The following is a 14,342-nucleotide window of genomic DNA, read 5'->3' as shown; positions in this document are numbered from 1 at the left end:
GAACATAGTCACGATCAACGAGGCCGTCGTCCTCATCTCCAGCGAGTCGGTCAACAGCTCGCTCGGAACGCAAGGAAGGTACCGGGGAAGGTTCCCTCATGGCCGAGGGTCACGGTGAGCACGCCAGGAATGACTTCGACCTGGCCTCACGAGCCGATCGTCTGGCCCGTGCTCATCGCCTCGTCTCGTATCGGGTCAGCACCACGCCGCCGGGAAACGTCCGGGTCTCCACCAGGGTCAGGTTCACCCAGCTGTCCAGCGCGGTGAAGAACGGCGTGCCGCCGCCCACCAGGACCGGCACGGTGACCAGCACGTACTCGTCGATCAGCCCGGCCCGCATGGCCGCCCCGGCGAGCGTCGCGCCGCCGATCTCCATCGGGCCGGCGTCCTCGGCCTTGAGCCGGGTGATCTCGGTGACCGCGTCGCCGGTGACCAGGCGGGTGTTCCAGTCGACCGTGCTGGTCGTCGACGAGAACACCACCTTCGGCATGTCCCGCCAGCGGCGGGCGAACACGATGGCCGCCGGTGTGGCGCCGGGCTGCTGGTCGGCGGTCGGCCAGTGGGAACTCATCGTCTCCCACAGCTTGCGCCCATACAGCGCCAGGCCCGTCGCCGCCACCCGGTCGGACCACCACTGGAACAGCTCGTCGCTCGACGACGAGTCCGGTCCCTCACCCCCACTCCAGCCGAGGTCGTCGCCGGGCGCGGCGATGTAGCCGTCCAGGGTCACATTCATGCCAAAGGTCAGTTTCCGCATGGCGTCAGCCTCCCGTGAGTCGATCTCAGACGTACAGACGGGCACGGCGCGAAAACCTAATCGGTGCGCGATCTGCGTCCGCAGGTAGTCCTCGCGTTCCGGACTGACAGCGTGTTCGAGAAGGTCGACTTGCGGTGGTGAAGGTACGTCGTTGATGCCGGGTGGCGGCCCTCCGCGGGCGATCCTGCCGGTGATGGTGTTGATCGCGGCCCAGCGGCGGGATGACGACGAAGCCGCGTTGATCGGCGGGTTTGCGCACGATGTGCAGCCTGGTGCGCAGGATCGTGTGGGCCCAGTCAAGCAGAGGCGGCCCGGCGAACACGCCGTCGGCGAACACGAACCGCACCGGACGGGTTGCAGGGCGTGTTGTGTAGCGCGGCGTAGGACCCGGACGCGGTTCGCGATGACGTGCGCGACTACGTCGTAAAGCAGATCGGCGATCCGTCCGGGGTGCTTGTCGCCGACGAGACCGGGTTCGTCAAGAAGGGCCGCGCCTCGGCGGGGGTCCAACGGCAGTATTCGGGTACGGCGGGCAAGACCGAAAACTGCCAGATCGGCACGTTCCTGTGTTACGCCACGGTCAAGGGTCGGGTGTTGATCGATCGGGAGTTGTACCTGCCGAAGTCGTGGACCGGCGATCGGGATCGGTGCCGACGTGCGGCGGTCCCGGACGAGGTCGAGTTCGCGACCAAGCCGCGGGTGGCGTCCTGCGAGGTGAGCCGCTGCTCGTCCACGCAGTTGATCGCGAACGCCGCCTCGGTGGCGTTGCCGTACACCACGGCGTCGGGCTCGCCGCCCTCGAAGTCGAACGTCAGCTCCAGCAGCTTGTCGCCGCGCCCCTGCCGCACCTCCGCGACCGGGCACCTCGGTCGGGTTCTGTACCGATTGGAATAGAAGTCGTGGGCCCCGAGGTTGTGCCCTTCAGAGATGGCCACCCACGGCGAGATCGTGGAAGGGCGTCGCACGTCATCACCATCCGAGTACACAACCCCGACCTGGGGAGAGGGAGAACATCATGTCTGAGTCTGAAGTGCGCGAGGTTTTCGAGCGCTACATCGATGCACTCAACGCTCATGACTTTGACCGCATGACCGAGTTCGTTCACGACGAGCTCATCGAGAACGGCAATCCGGTCACGCGGGACGACATCATCGCGGAGCTGAAGGCGCACGGCGATGCCGTGCCGGACTTCACCTGGCGGGTCCAGGACATCGCCATCGACGGTGACCGCGTGGCAGCCCGTCTGTTCAACAAGGGCACGCACACGAAGGAGTGGCTCGGCGTGGCCCCCACCGGCGCCACGTTGGAGTTTGCCGAGTACTCCTTCCACAAGGTCCGTGACGGACGCTTCTACGAGATGAACTACCTGATCGACGCCCAGGCAGTGCAGCGACAGCTCGGCAGCTGAGGCGCCGTTCGCGTTCGACTTCCCGAGCCGCCGACAGCACCGGCTCGGGAAGTCGAACGCAAGGCACAGCCAGGACCACATCACTCTCACCCGGAGATCGGCAGGACGTCCCTACGACCGCTCCGCGCCTACCAGGCCGGTCTGGCTCGCGCTGACCGCAACGCGGCACCGACCAGGTGTGATGGCTAGGTGGGACGCCACCCAGTGAAGCGCCAGGCAACGCTCTCCGCTGTGCCAACAGCCAGCCCAACGACTCGATCGGCGTAAGACGCGACGTACACCCGAAAGCCGTCGGCGGAGGCGAAAGCTGCAGCCGAGCTGCGCCGGTGCGTCGTTGCAAGCCACAAACGCGGAGTTCCAGGCAGGTCAGTGGAAAGACGGGGGAAGATGCCTGCTCGACGGTTCAGCGCGATCCGTGGACGAAAGCCGGGAGAAGGCTCGCCAACGCCACAGATGGCGGGGCATCTGCCGGATCGCGACGGGCCGGGGCCACTCGCCGGCGCGGAACCATGCTTCGGTGCCGCCGTCGACGACGACGACGCTGCCACTCATGAACGCCGCCGCGGGCGAGAGCATCATCATCACCCAGTCGGCGAGGTGGCCGGGGTCGCCCACTCCGCCGATCGGGTTGGGGAACGACTGGAACGCCCTGGCCGCGACCGGATCCGCCAGTTCCTCATCGAGCAGCGGCGTCTTCACCGGTCCCGGGGCAATCACATTGAGCCTGATCCCGGCACCGGCCCACGCCGGAGTTACTGCCGCGCGCCGTGCCCAGTCGGTCACCGCGAGCTTCGACGCCGCATAGGCGAAGTTGGGGGCGGCCCGCCCGAATATCCGCGCCCTCCGCACCGCTTGTTCGATCTTGCCGGCGCGAATGGCACGGAACACCATCCGGGGCACGTGAGGCATGACGGTGGGCGAGTTGCTGCCAAAGACCACGGCCCGAGCAGCACCGCTCGCCGCGAGCGCCGGCCGCAGGGCAGTCAGCAGCTCGACCGAGCCCAGGTAGTTAATCTGGGCGATCCTCCGCACGCGGTCGGGACCGGGCACGGGCCCGATCCCGGCGGCGACTACCGCGCCGTCGAGTACACCACCGGACCGCTCGAGTATCCCGGCGGCCGCCGCCGAGCGGCCTTCCCCTGTCGAGAGGTCGGCGATGATCTCGGCCTCGTGCAGATCCACGCCGATCACCAAGTGTCCGCCCGCGCTCAGCCGCTCGGTCACCGCAGCGCCCATCCCCGATGCGGAACCCGTCACTGCGTAACTGCCCATGCGAATCCTGTCTCTGTGGGAACATCGATTACTGCTGAGCGAATACGCGGCCGCGACAACAATGTTGTTGACGGTTGCGGTGACGGTGCGGGTAACCGCTTCGGCTCCCCCGTTGCCTTGCTCGAGTTGCTCGCCGCGGGTGATCACGGAGAGGTTCAGGGATCTCGCGGTGGAACTGGCGCGGGCTTCCGCTTCCCGGGAACAGCGCCCCAAGCGGGACGACCCGGGGCTGCGGTTCCGCACCGTCGACGAGCACGGCACGAACGTCGGAGATCAGGCGGGCCCGGCGCCCGGCAAGCCAGAGACAACGTCGATCTCCCTTCGACAGCCGGCGTGGTGGACATGCCTATGACACCAGCCCCGCAGCCAACCATCAGTGACAGCACGTCACGAATCTGATGTCCTCCGAGCTACCGGCCGGGAGGACTCTCTCTGTGCAGGAACTTCCCGTCGCCGGACCCCACGGCCACCAGCCCGTCACAGCTGGGCGATCACCACCTCCGTCGCCTGGGCGATCATGGCGTCCTTCTCACCGCGGCTGGACAGCACGGCGAGGACGATCGGCGCGCGATCCGGCGGCCAAATCACCGCGATGTCGTTGCGGGTGCCGTACCCGGCGGCCCCGGTCTTGTCCCCGACGACCCACCCGTCGGGGACTCCGGCTCGGATCAGCGCGGCGCCGGTGGTGTTGCCCCGCAGCCAACCGTTGAGGATGCCGCGGTCTGCGGGCTCGAGGGCATCCGCGACGGCGTACGCCCGCAGGTCACCGGCCAGCGCCCGTGGGGTGCTGGTGTCCCGCCTGTCGCCCGGCGTCGCCTCGTTGAGCTCAGTCTCGTAGCGCGCCGCGTCGGTGACCTTGTCACCAATCTTCCGCAGCTCCTCCTCGAACCGCTGCGGTCCACCGAGATGGCGCAACAGCAGGTTGCCGGCCGTGTTGTCGCTGTACCGCACGGCGGCGTCGGCGAGTGCGCGCAGCGTCATGCCCTCGGCGACGTGCTGCTCGGTGATCGGCGAATACGTCACCAGGTCGTCCGCCGAGTACCGCACCACACGATCCAGCTCGGCGTCCCTGGTCTCGTCGAGGACCTCGGCGGCGGCCAACGCCTTGTACGTCGAGGCGTACGCGAACCTCTCCTCGGCCCGGTACCCCACGGTCCGACCCGTACCGGTGTCGATCGCGTAGATCCCCAGCCGCGCGTCGAACCTCTCCTCCAGCCGTCGGAACTCCCGGTCCCGATCGGCGGCGGTGGACGCGGTGACCGTCACCGGACGGTCCCACGTCGGCTGCTCAGCGGCGTCGGCGGTGCCGCATGCGCCCAGGGGAACCAAGACCGAGACCGCTGTCACCGCGATTACCAGACGTCGTGTCGAAAGAACCATCATCGCTCCTTGTCGTGCGGGGACCCGACCGCTAACCTCACTCCTTCAGTATGAAGATCACGGTCGTGGTGAGCGGCGATCACCGGGCTGGCGCAGCGCCAGTGGTCGTGGGCTGGTCTGGGTGTGTCGGGTGGCCGGGATTACGGTGTCGAGGTGACTCAACGGACTGGTGTAGGCGCGTCTGCGGACCTGAACCCTGTGGTGATCGAGCCTGGGGCCGAGGTTGACTTGCCCGGGATCGTGGAGGTCCTCAACTATGTGGCGGCGAACTCGCACGCGTCCTTCGATACCCGGCCGGTCAGCGTGGCGGAGCGGCGTGATTGGTTTGAGCAGTTCTCTTCGACCGGGCCTTACCGGCTGCTCGTTGCTCGACGTGGCGATCTGTTCTTGGGCTACGCCTGCAGCCAGCGCTACCGCAATCACGAAGCCTTCCGGGAGACGGTCGAGGTGAGTATCGCGCTGGATGTCAGTTGCCGCGGCCAGGGCGTGGGTTCCTTGTTGTATCGTGCACTGTTCGAGTGTCTGGCGGACGAGCCGGTTCACGTCTTCCTGGCCGGTATAGCCATGCCCAATGACGCGTCGGTGGCGCTGCATCGAAAGTTCGGCTTTACGGAGGTCGGCATGTTCGGTGAGTACGCCGTCAAGAACGGTCAGTACATCAGCTCGCTGTGGATGCAGCGTCTTTCACCAACTGCTGATCAAGCTGGTTGAGCTGGTTGGTGGTCCTTGTTCGCTGGTCGTGTCGGCGTGTGGGCGCGGTGGTGACCCGACGCGGTCGGTCGGGGGTCCTCCAGGTCCTGGTCGAGGCGGTGGGTAAGGGCTGCGGGTCAGGTGACCGGTTGGGGTAGCGCGGCGAGGCGGTCGAAAGCGGCGACAAGGTCGCGGGCCCAGGGCCAGTGTTCAGCGATGCGTAGCCGGGTCCGGCGGGCTGATCGGGTCAGCCGGCCGGCGACGTGCAAGAGCCGGTAGCGCAGCTTCCTGGGTTCGGCAGTGGCCAGTTCGCCGTGTAGGAGCAGGTGTTGGGTCCAGGTGATCAGGTCGATGCCGGTCAGCGCGAGTTCCAGCCAGGCGGCGTTGATCGCGAAAACGCGGGACGGGAAGCGGCCAAAGCCGGTGTCTTTACCTGTGCGGATGCGGTCTTCCACCCGGGCGTGGGCGCGGTGGCGGGCCTCCAGGTACTGGATCGACCCGCCACCGGGGCTGGTGTCGGTGGCGATGACCTGGTGGCGCATGCCTTCGATGCTGTCGAACAGGGACAGTTGCGCGCCGGGGTGGGGGCATTCGCGGCGCACGATGAACCGGGTGCCCGTGGGATAGCCGCCGGCCGGCACCAGTCCCGTAATCTCGCAGATCTCGGCTCCGTCGCGCAGGTTGCCGTCCGTGTTGATCGCCGGGATCCAGCCGGTGGCTTTGGCGGATCGCTTCGCGGATGGGTTCGGTGATCGCCACGCCGACGGAGAAGGAGGTGTCGATGCCGTGTTCGCGCAGGCTGCGGATGTGGGCCAGGAAGCCCTGGGTGCAGCCGGCCGAGTCCGAGCGGACGAGGATCTCGGTGCCGTGGCGGTAGGCGTCGGGGATCTGTTGCAGGGCGCGGTCAAGCACGGTGATGTGATCGGCGGTGGTGTTCGACCCCGCCCGGCCCTCCCGCAGCAGCCCGGACAACGCCTCACGGGTTCCGTCGAGGAAACAGAACAGCGGGTGGTAGCCGTAAGGTCGGCCCGGGGCGCCTTGCAGCGTTGCCGCTGTGGGTTTCCCCGGACCGCCTTCCGAACCCGGCGTGCCCATTCCTGAGCACCGGGCTCTCCACAAGCCCCGTCTGGTCGTGCCAGTCGATCTCGTCAACCTGTGGTCGGCCACAGACTGGGGATCCGCGTTCCCCGGTAGCGGTAGCGGGTGGTCCGCACCCTCACCGGGTTGAACAGCGTGATCTTGTCGGTTCGTGGCCACCACGTGCCGGCGCAGAAGCGCCGTCGTAGTTCCTTCCAGCCGATGCGGGCGTGCTTGTTCCTGATCCAGAGGATCACCCTTCCTCACAGGAGTCGAGCGTGCTGTCGAAGACCGAATTAACGATGTTGATGCCGATCCGGCATCCACTCGGCGACGGCCGAGCATTGGCACGAACTCCTCCCCCAGCGGCCAAGGTCACCTCAACTCAGATGTCCGGGAACTAACCGGCCGCGTCCCGCGCTCTTCAGGGCCTCCGGTGGCGTTCGGCGAACTCCCAGATGATGACGGTGGCGTCGGGGCCTGCGTGATCGGTGTAGCTGCCGTCACCATCCGGGCCCGGCCATGCGTGCCCCATGTGCTGGACGCGGTACGACTCGACGATCGACGAACCGTTCGGCGCCTTGATCATCGAATGCGTGTACGGGTGTCGGCCCGGAGCGGGTGGCACGGATGCGGTTTCCTCGACCCGGCCCAGGCTGTCGTTGAGTAGACCGTCATCGACGAGATCGCCGACCGCGGTCCAATGTTCGACGAGTCGAGTGGCGACCAGTGGCGGGACGACCTCGTTCTCCTCGCCCGCGTCATCGGGGCCATCGCGATCCGGTCGGGAAGGCGGAGTACGCCGAGGGAGACATCGTCGAAGAGCCATGTCATGGCCTGATCGTAAAACCCGATGTTGATGTGAGATGCAAGTCTTGGGTGTGGGACGTGGCGTGGTTCACCCGGGTGCGGCGGTCATCGGCGGGGCTCCCAGCGGAAGAGTCGGGTGGCGAGGGCGACGGCGACGACGACCCAGCCCAGCGTCGGTGCGAGCAGGGCAAGGGATTCGGTCACCGCGACTCCACCGTTCCAGGCGTTCATGGTCAGCTCGGTGGCCGCGCCGCCGGGCAGGACCCTCTTGAGCAGGGTCAGGTCCTCGGTGCCGCTGATGCCCACCCAGGTGGCCACGGCGATCACGCCGAGGGTGACGGGCAGGGTGGTCACCTGGGCGTGCTCGGGTGAGTTCGTCAGTCCCGCGGTGGCCAGGGCCAGGCCGATCATCATGGCCAGGGTCGCGAGGACCGCCACCACCAGCAGGACGACGTTGGCCGGCCCACCAGCGACCACGGCCAGTGCGGTCAGAATCGCGGTTACCTGCACCAGGGCGAGGACGACGACGGGTAGCAGCAGACCGGCGAGGATGCTGGCATCGTCGGCGGCGGTGGATCGTAGCCGCTTGAGGAAAAGGTTCTGACGCCGCGACGCCAGGGTGGTGACGGCTGTGGCGTAGAACCCGAACGCGGCCGCGGTGAACATCACGATCGCCGCGATGTAGCCGAGGCTGCCGATGGTCGCGAAGGTCTTGTGCTGACGCACGAAGAACACGCAGATCGCCACGGGAATGATGAAGCTGGTGATCAGCACAAGCCGGTTTCGAAAGATCTGGATCAGCTCGCTGGCAGCGATGGACAACACGGTGACACTCCCCTTGAGAGAACGAATCAGCTGCTGATGGCGCGGAACACGTCGTCGAGCCGGGTTGCCCCGGCCTCCAGACCCCGCAACTCCACGGCGTGCTCCTGCGCCCACCCGAGCAGGAGGTGCAAGTCCTCCTGCAAAGCAAAGGTCTCGACCATGACCTTCCCGTCGGCGTCTACGACAGCCGGCAACGGCGGTGCCGGTGTCGGTGTCGGGAGGGAGAAGCGGATGACCGCCGGCAGGGTGCGAGTCAGCTCGGAGACCGTGCCTTCCCGGTGGAAGGTGCCCTGGTGCATCAACCCGATGCGGTCGGCGCGCTGCTGCGCCTCCTCCAGGTAGTGCGTGGTGAGCACGATGGTCGTGCCGTTCTCACGCACCCGGTCCACCGTCGCCCACACGGCGTCGCGGGACTGGATGTCCAGGCCGGTGGTCGGCTCGTCCAGGAAGATCAGCTCGGGTGTTCCGTAGACGGCGGTCGCGAAGTCCAGCCGTCGTTTCTCCCCGCCGGAGAGCTGGGACACCTTCCGGCCGGCCCGGTCGGTGAGGTCGACGAGGTCGAGTAACCGGTCGACGTCGTCGGTACGCCGGGTGAGCCGGCCGACCAGACCGACGGACTCGCGGACGGTCAGGTCCGGGGAGAACCCGCTCTCCTGGAGCATCACGCCCATCCGGGGACGTACGGCGCGTCGGTCCTGCGGGCTGTGCCCGAAGACACGCACGGTGCCGGAGGTCGGCCTCCGGTGTCCCTCGATGGTCTCCAGCGTCGAGGTCTTCCCAGCCCCGTTGGTGCCGAGCAGCGCGTACAGCTCCCCCCGCCGTACCTCGAAAGAGAGATCCCTCACCGCGTGAAAGTCGCCGTACGTGAGGTTCAGGCGCTCGACTTCGATGACTGGTGCATTGGACATGCATCCATGACAGCGGGACCCGCGGCCACCCGTCAGTGCAACCATGTCACAGGTACATGTGATGTGGTGTCACTGGTCGCGGCCGGGGACAGCCGGATACTGGGATGGTGACCGCAAGATCGCCGCGCTACACCGAGTCGACGCAGGGACGGCTGCGCCGGCTCAATCTCGCGGTCTCACTGCCGCCGCTCATGATCGCTGCGGCAGTCCTCCTGTTCATCGACGCGCATGCCTGGTGGCACGTCATGGTCCTGGCTCCGGGGGTCGCGGCGGGCCTGGTGGCCTTCGAACGGTGGACGGCCAACGACCTCGCCCGGGTCGCGCTGCCCGGCCTGATCGTGGCGGGAGCCGTGTGGCCGCTGGGGGTGCTGCTGACCGGCAGCCCGAACGCGTACTGGGGTTTCTGCGCCGTGGGTTCCCTCGCCCTGCGCGAGGTCCGGCGGCGCCGGGCCCTGGCGGTGGCCGGGCTGTTCTCCTACGTCGCCGTCGTCGGCGCGGCGCGCCTGCTGGTGGAGCGGGACGACGTACGCGAGGTCCTGGTCAGCTACGTCCTCATCCCGACTGCCCTCACCGTCCTGGTGACGGTCATGACGATAGCGGGCGAGCGGTTCTACGACCTCATCCGGGAACTCGAACAGACCCGGGAGCGCGAGGCGGAGCTGGCTGTCGTCCGGGAACGCGTCCGGTTCGCCAGCGACCTGCACGACATCCAGGGCCACACCCTGCACGTGGTGAAGCTGAAGATCGCGCTGGCGCAGAAGATGCTGCTCCGCGACGCCGGACGGGCGGATAAGGAACTACGCGAGACGTACACCCTGGTCAGCGACACCATCGCGCAGACCAAGGAACTCGCCTACGCCCAACGGCGGCTCAACCTCTCGGCGGAGATCGAGAACGCGAAGAACCTGTTCGAAGCCGCCGGCATCCGGGTGCGGGTGACACGTCAGGCCGAGGCCGACGCCCGGACCGGCGAACTGCTCGGCCAGGTTCTGCGCGAGACGACCACCAACATCCTGCGGCACTCGCAGGCCACCCGGGTGCAGATCACGCTTTCCGAGGCGGGTATCACGATCGTCAACGACGGGGTGGCGGGCAACTCACTTCCGGGACTCAGAGGGCTGTCGGCCCTGCGACAACGAGTGTCCGGTGACGGAGGTGAGCTGACCGTGGAACAGCACGAGGGGCGGTTCCGGACGGCCGCGATGTTCCCGTCCGCCCGTGCCGGCACCACCGCGGCTGGGTGGGAGCACGACCGATGACGACCATCGTCCTCGCCGACGACGAGGTGCTGCTCCGCACAGCCCTGGCCGCACTACTGCCGCTGGAGGGCGACATCACCGTCCTCGCCGAGGCGCAAGACGGACAGACGGCCGTCGAGGCCACCCTGCGGCATCGACCCGACGTGCTGGTCATCGATCTGGAGATGCCGGGCGTGGACGGCCTCGGCGCGGTCGCGCAGATCCGCCGCGCGCGCCCGGGACAGGTGATCCTCATGGTGACCCGGCACGCGCGGCCGGGCGTGCTGCGAAAGGCGTTGAAACTCGGTGTCCAGGGCTTCGTCAGCAAGTCCGCCGAGCCGGCCCACATCACCTCGGTCATCGCCACCCTGCACACCGGCAGGCGCTGGATCGACCCGGAAGTCTCCGCGCTGGCCGTCATCGACGACTGCCCCCTGACCGACCGCGAACTCGACGTCCTGCGGGAGACCGGCTCTGGCTACTCGGTCGCCGACATCGCCGGCCGGCTCCACCTTGCGCAGGGCACGGTGCGCAACTACCTCTCCAACGCCATGCAGAAGACCCAGACCCACACCCGTCACGAGGCGGCGCGCTACGCCCGCGAACACGACTGGCTGTAAGCGACGGTCCGGACGACTCCCCGTCATCCGGCGCTGGCGCTGGCGCGGGCCCGAAATGCGGCCTGCGGCTACGGCAGGAGTTCGAGGCGCAGACCGGAGAGGTCTGGCCGCTCAACGTCGCTGGTGATCGACGCGGAGCTGTTCCGGCTGGAGGCGGTCGTGCGCCGGCTCGACGTCGCCGAGGCCCGCCTGTGCCACCTACCCGACCAGTCCTGGGCCGCGTCGCCCGTGGAACTGCCCGCCGACGGCGTCTCGAGACGCCAGCGGACCCGCACGACAGGAGCCACCCGATGAGCGCGGTTACCAATAGGCCGGACTCAGGCAATGTCCCAGGGCCGCTGCATGGTCAATTGGGGTGTCTCTGACTGGAGTACGGGCGGTGTCGCGCCGGTTGAAGAGTGGTGTGGGACCGGAATGGGTGCGGATGTCGTCCTCGGACAATCGTGGTGAGGTCGATCCTTAGTTCCGGGGAAGTGTGGCCGTGGCGATGACGGCGTTGTTGACGATGGTCGCCGTGACTGTTCGGGCGACCGCTTCGGCGGCGGCTCCGGCTCCCCAGTTGCCCTTCTCGAGTTCCTTGGCGCGGGTGATCACAGGGGAGGTCCAGGGGATCTCGCGGTGGAACTGGGGCAGTGTGCCACTTCCCGACAGCAGCGCCGTGAGCGCGGCGACACGAGGCTGCGGCTCGGCCCCCTCGACGAGCACGTCGCGGACGTCGGCGAGGAGGCGTGATCGACGCCCGCTTCCGCCGTCCTCGAGGACGGTCATGCGGAACAGACCGAGCGCCTTGCGGGTTCCCCTGCGAATGTCGCCGCGTTCGATGAGCCTTTCCAGCAGCGGGCTACGCAACGTCGGTCCGATCGCCGCGAGCACCGTCTGGACGCCTCGGGGCTTGGCGGAAAGGTAGTCCCACGCTGAGCGCAGGATGTCATCCGACGGCGGGTGATCCTCGACGGCCTCCACCCGCGCCGTCCCGCCCCGGCCGGAACCGGTTCGTACGTGATCGCCGAGCCCGAGATCTGCGAGCACCGCTCCGGCCAGGGTGTAGAAGAGCGTGTTCTCTCCGGCGATGGTCCCGGTGCCCGGCTGGAACAGGAGGAGCAGGAGATCCTCCGCCAGGGTCGGAGCCTCGATCCGCTTCGCCTCGCCCGGCGTCTCGGTCCCGCCGCCGACGAAGGGTTCTCCAGGGTGCTGCGTCATCGGGTCGAACCTTCCTGTTGTCGATGGGTCTCACGGCATGCTCCTCGAACTGAGAGGTGCGACGGTCGAGATCCGTCTCGACTCCGCCTCACCGGAGACCTGTTCCTGGAACACGGTCACGTTCCGTAAGAGGAGACGATGCTCGTCTGCCGCCTCACGTGCTCGCTCTTTGACAGGCGCGATGCCGAATTACCCGGTGCCGTCACCGGTGGTCAGTTTGCCTGCTTGGCGCGCCGGACCCTCGCATCTTCGGTCAGCGGTCGATGGCGGCCAGGTTTTCCTCGTCGAAGCGATCACCGGAGGCCGGGGGCAGGCTGTTCAGCCGGGCGACCTGGTCGGCGGTGAGCGTAAGGCGGTCAGCGGCGGTGTTCTCCTCCAGCCGGGCGATCCGCGTGGTGCCCGGGATGGGGGCGATGTCGTCGCCCTGGGCCAGCAGCCAGGCCAGGGCGACCTGCGCGGGTGTGGCCCCGATCTCGGTGGCGACGGCACGGACCTCGTCGACGATGCGAAGGTTGCGTGCGAGGTTGTCGCCGACGAAGCGTGGGTTGGTACGGCGCCAGTCGTCGGCGTCGAGGCCGTCGAGGGAGCGGATGTTCCCGGCGAGGAAGCCGTGCCCGAGCGGCGAGTACGGCACGAAGCCGATCCCCAGTTCGCGTGTGGTGGGCAGGATCTCGGCCTCGGGGTCGCGGGCCCACAGTGAGTACTCGGTCTGGACCGCGGCCACCGGATGCACGGCGTGAGCCCGCCTGATCGTCGCGGAGGCCGCCTCCGACAGGCCGATGTGGCGGACCTTGCCCTCGGCCACCAGCTCGGCCAGCGTCTCCACGGTCTCCTCGATGGGCGTGTCAGGATCTACCCGGTGCTGGTAGTAGAGATCGATGTAGTCGGTCCCCAGGCGCTGTAGGGACCCCTGCACGGCGGTCCGGATGTTGGCCGGGGTGCTGTCCGGACCAGAGCGGCCGGTGTGGGAGATGAGGCCGAACTTGGTGGCCAGCACGACCTCGTCCCGGTGCCCTCGCACGGCACGACCCACCAGTTCCTCGTTCGTGAAGGGGCCGTAAAGCTCAGCGGTGTCGATGTGGGTGACTCCGAGATCCAGGGCACGCCGGATCGTGCGGATCGACTCGTCGAGCCGGCCGGCGCCGGTGTAGAACGCTGACATCCCCATGGCGCCGAGGCCGATGCGAGAGATCTCGAGGCCGCCGAGCGAAGTGTTCTTCATTGTGCGGACTTCCCCACCTGCTAGTTATGTTTCGGTCGGTACAGAACTCTAGCACTTCCGAACCGATCAGTACTGAATGACACCGTCACACACCCGCTGAGGGGCATCTGCCCAGGCTGCCGCTCCGTACGGGTTCTGTACCAAGGAGTACGCTGGCCGTATGGGTGGGTTCCGGAAGGCCGCCATCGGCCGCCCTCGGGGGTTCGACATCGACGAGGCGCTGGAGCGCGCCATGCAGGTGTTCTGGGCCCGAGGTTACGAGGGCGCGAGCCTCACCGATCTGACCGCTGCCATGGGGATCACCAAGACGAGCATGTACGCGGCCTTCGGCAACAAGGAGCAGCTTTTCCGCAAGGCCCTCCAGCGCTACGGGCAGGGGCCAGCCTCCTACGCGACGCACGCCCTGACGGAGCCGACCGCGCGAGCAGTGGCCGAGGCGTTTCTCCGTGGATCGGTCCAGACCACGACCCGTCCCGACGCCCCCTCCGGATGCCTGACCGTTCAGGGCGCGCTGGCGTCCGGCGACGACGGTCGACCCGCCCGCGAGGTGCTCGTCGACTGGCGCAACGACGCTGGCGTGCGTCTTGAGGAGCGCTTCCAGCGCGCCGTCGACGAGGGCGACCTCCCGCGTGACGCCAAGCCGGCGCGACTCGCCCGATACATCATGACGGTGGGGTTCGGCATCGCCGTCCAGGCCGCCAGTGGCCTCGGCCCCGACGAGCTCCAGGAGATCGCCGACACGGCCATGCTCAGCTGGCCACGGTAGCGACCGCGTGGCTCCGTTCGAGGTCATCCGAGGCGGCGCTGCCCGACAGCTATGACGATCGTCGTGGAGCTGCGGGTGAATGTGGATCATCGAGCTGTCGTGCCCGGACAGACCTGATGCGACGGGGCTCGAACCCCGCAGACGTGTCGGCCGGCGCGCTGTCGTGCAG

Annotated in this window: 15 protein-coding genes and 2 pseudogenes; 7 read left to right on the top strand and 10 right to left on the bottom strand. The window is 67.8% G+C overall.

Annotated features, from left to right (window positions below; all coding sequences use genetic code 11):
- Positions 1–172: 172 nt before the first annotated feature.
- Positions 173–757: a dihydrofolate reductase family protein gene (locus tag R6Y94_RS38270; protein ID WP_318401563.1), complete on the bottom strand. Its 585-nt coding sequence runs from the start codon at positions 755–757 to the stop codon at positions 173–175.
- Between the two features lie 384 nt (positions 758–1,141).
- On the opposite strand from R6Y94_RS38270, the pseudogene R6Y94_RS38265 reads away from it, so the two are divergent.
- Together R6Y94_RS38265 and R6Y94_RS38260 are read left to right on the top strand one after the other, a co-directional pair.
- Positions 1,142–1,498: pseudogene (locus R6Y94_RS38265) on the top strand (transposase); the annotation flags it as partial.
- A 274-nt stretch (positions 1,499–1,772) separates the two neighbouring features.
- The gene (locus tag R6Y94_RS38260; RefSeq protein WP_318401561.1) at positions 1,773–2,165 is read left to right on the top strand and encodes an ester cyclase; all 393 of its coding nucleotides are present in this window, start codon (positions 1,773–1,775) and stop codon (positions 2,163–2,165) included.
- Between the two features lie 366 nt (positions 2,166–2,531).
- On the opposite strand, the gene R6Y94_RS38255 is transcribed toward R6Y94_RS38260, so the two are convergent.
- The gene (locus R6Y94_RS38255; protein ID WP_318401559.1) at positions 2,532–3,584 is read right to left on the bottom strand and encodes an SDR family oxidoreductase; all 1,053 of its coding nucleotides are present in this window, start codon (positions 3,582–3,584) and stop codon (positions 2,532–2,534) included.
- Positions 3,585–3,914: 330 nt separating this feature from the next.
- Complete coding sequence (bla, locus tag R6Y94_RS38250; RefSeq protein WP_412102976.1) at positions 3,915–4,820, bottom strand: class A beta-lactamase; 906 nt, start codon at positions 4,818–4,820, stop codon at positions 3,915–3,917.
- A 150-nt stretch (positions 4,821–4,970) separates the two neighbouring features.
- Here bla and R6Y94_RS38245 point away from each other — a divergent pair, with 150 nt between their 5' ends.
- Positions 4,971–5,528 (top strand): GNAT family N-acetyltransferase, encoded by a 558-nt coding sequence (locus R6Y94_RS38245; protein WP_318401555.1) that lies wholly within the window; start codon positions 4,971–4,973, stop codon positions 5,526–5,528.
- A 116-nt stretch (positions 5,529–5,644) separates the two neighbouring features.
- On the opposite strand, the pseudogene R6Y94_RS38240 reads toward R6Y94_RS38245, so the two are convergent.
- The 5 genes and pseudogenes from R6Y94_RS38240 to R6Y94_RS38220 all read right to left on the bottom strand — a co-directional run.
- Positions 5,645–6,533: pseudogene (locus R6Y94_RS38240) on the bottom strand (IS1380 family transposase); the annotation flags it as partial.
- Positions 6,534–6,655: 122 nt separating this feature from the next.
- Positions 6,656–6,841: a hypothetical protein gene (locus R6Y94_RS38235; protein ID WP_318401553.1), complete on the bottom strand. Its 186-nt coding sequence runs from the start codon at positions 6,839–6,841 to the stop codon at positions 6,656–6,658.
- A gap of 167 nt (positions 6,842–7,008) precedes the next feature.
- Positions 7,009–7,173, bottom strand: coding sequence for a hypothetical protein (locus R6Y94_RS38230; protein ID WP_318401551.1), 165 nt, complete (start codon positions 7,171–7,173; stop codon positions 7,009–7,011).
- A 326-nt stretch (positions 7,174–7,499) separates the two neighbouring features.
- Positions 7,500–8,219 (bottom strand): ABC transporter permease, encoded by a 720-nt coding sequence (locus R6Y94_RS38225; RefSeq protein WP_318401549.1) that lies wholly within the window; start codon positions 8,217–8,219, stop codon positions 7,500–7,502.
- Positions 8,220–8,245: 26 nt separating this feature from the next.
- A complete protein-coding gene (locus tag R6Y94_RS38220; RefSeq protein ID WP_318401547.1) occupies positions 8,246–9,064 on the bottom strand; it encodes an ABC transporter ATP-binding protein in 819 nt (272 codons plus the stop codon).
- Positions 9,065–9,234: 170 nt separating this feature from the next.
- On the opposite strand from R6Y94_RS38220, the gene R6Y94_RS38215 reads away from it, so the two are divergent.
- From R6Y94_RS38215 to R6Y94_RS38205, 3 genes are all read left to right on the top strand, one after another.
- Positions 9,235–10,386: a sensor histidine kinase gene (locus R6Y94_RS38215; protein WP_318401546.1), complete on the top strand. Its 1,152-nt coding sequence runs from the start codon at positions 9,235–9,237 to the stop codon at positions 10,384–10,386.
- A complete protein-coding gene (locus R6Y94_RS38210) occupies positions 10,383–10,985 on the top strand; it encodes a response regulator transcription factor (protein ID WP_318401544.1) in 603 nt (200 codons plus the stop codon). Before R6Y94_RS38215 ends, R6Y94_RS38210 begins: the two co-directional genes overlap by 4 nt.
- A 123-nt stretch (positions 10,986–11,108) precedes the next feature.
- Positions 11,109–11,279: a hypothetical protein gene (locus R6Y94_RS38205; protein WP_318401542.1), complete on the top strand. Its 171-nt coding sequence runs from the start codon at positions 11,109–11,111 to the stop codon at positions 11,277–11,279.
- Positions 11,280–11,444: 165 nt separating this feature from the next.
- Here R6Y94_RS38205 and R6Y94_RS38200 read toward each other — a convergent pair whose 3' ends face one another.
- Positions 11,445–12,185, bottom strand: a complete 741-nt coding sequence (locus R6Y94_RS38200) for a GOLPH3/VPS74 family protein (RefSeq protein ID WP_318401540.1) — start codon at positions 12,183–12,185, stop codon at positions 11,445–11,447.
- A 253-nt stretch (positions 12,186–12,438) separates the two neighbouring features.
- Positions 12,439–13,407: an aldo/keto reductase gene (locus tag R6Y94_RS38195; RefSeq protein WP_318401538.1), complete on the bottom strand. Its 969-nt coding sequence runs from the start codon at positions 13,405–13,407 to the stop codon at positions 12,439–12,441.
- Between the two features lie 160 nt (positions 13,408–13,567).
- Here R6Y94_RS38195 and R6Y94_RS38190 point away from each other — a divergent pair, with 160 nt between their 5' ends.
- The gene (locus R6Y94_RS38190) at positions 13,568–14,173 is read left to right on the top strand and encodes a TetR/AcrR family transcriptional regulator (protein ID WP_318401536.1); all 606 of its coding nucleotides are present in this window, start codon (positions 13,568–13,570) and stop codon (positions 14,171–14,173) included.
- Positions 14,174–14,342 lie beyond the last annotated feature (169 nt).

The sequence above is a fragment of the Plantactinospora sp. KLBMP9567 genome (assembly GCF_033446045.1).
Taxonomy (GTDB): Bacteria; Actinomycetota; Actinomycetes; order Mycobacteriales; family Micromonosporaceae; genus Plantactinospora.
The sequence above is the reverse complement of the archived record's forward strand: the minus strand, read 5'-3'. Positions and strand labels throughout refer to the sequence as shown.

Coding starts and splice junctions, on each gene's coding strand:
- R6Y94_RS38270 (WP_318401563.1), bottom strand. CDS start 757: ATGCGGAAACTGACCTTTGGCATGAATGTGACCCTGGACGGCTACATC.
- R6Y94_RS38260 (WP_318401561.1), top strand. CDS start 1,773: ATGTCTGAGTCTGAAGTGCGCGAGGTTTTCGAGCGCTACATCGATGCA.
- bla (WP_412102976.1), bottom strand. CDS start 4,820: ATGATGGTTCTTTCGACACGACGTCTGGTAATCGCGGTGACAGCGGTC.
- R6Y94_RS38230 (WP_318401551.1), bottom strand. CDS start 7,173: ATGATCAAGGCGCCGAACGGTTCGTCGATCGTCGAGTCGTACCGCGTC.
- R6Y94_RS38210 (WP_318401544.1), top strand. CDS start 10,383: ATGACGACCATCGTCCTCGCCGACGACGAGGTGCTGCTCCGCACAGCC.
- R6Y94_RS38200 (WP_318401540.1), bottom strand. CDS start 12,185: ATGACGCAGCACCCTGGAGAACCCTTCGTCGGCGGCGGGACCGAGACG.
- R6Y94_RS38195 (WP_318401538.1), bottom strand. CDS start 13,407: ATGAAGAACACTTCGCTCGGCGGCCTCGAGATCTCTCGCATCGGCCTC.
- R6Y94_RS38190 (WP_318401536.1), top strand. CDS start 13,568: ATGGGTGGGTTCCGGAAGGCCGCCATCGGCCGCCCTCGGGGGTTCGAC.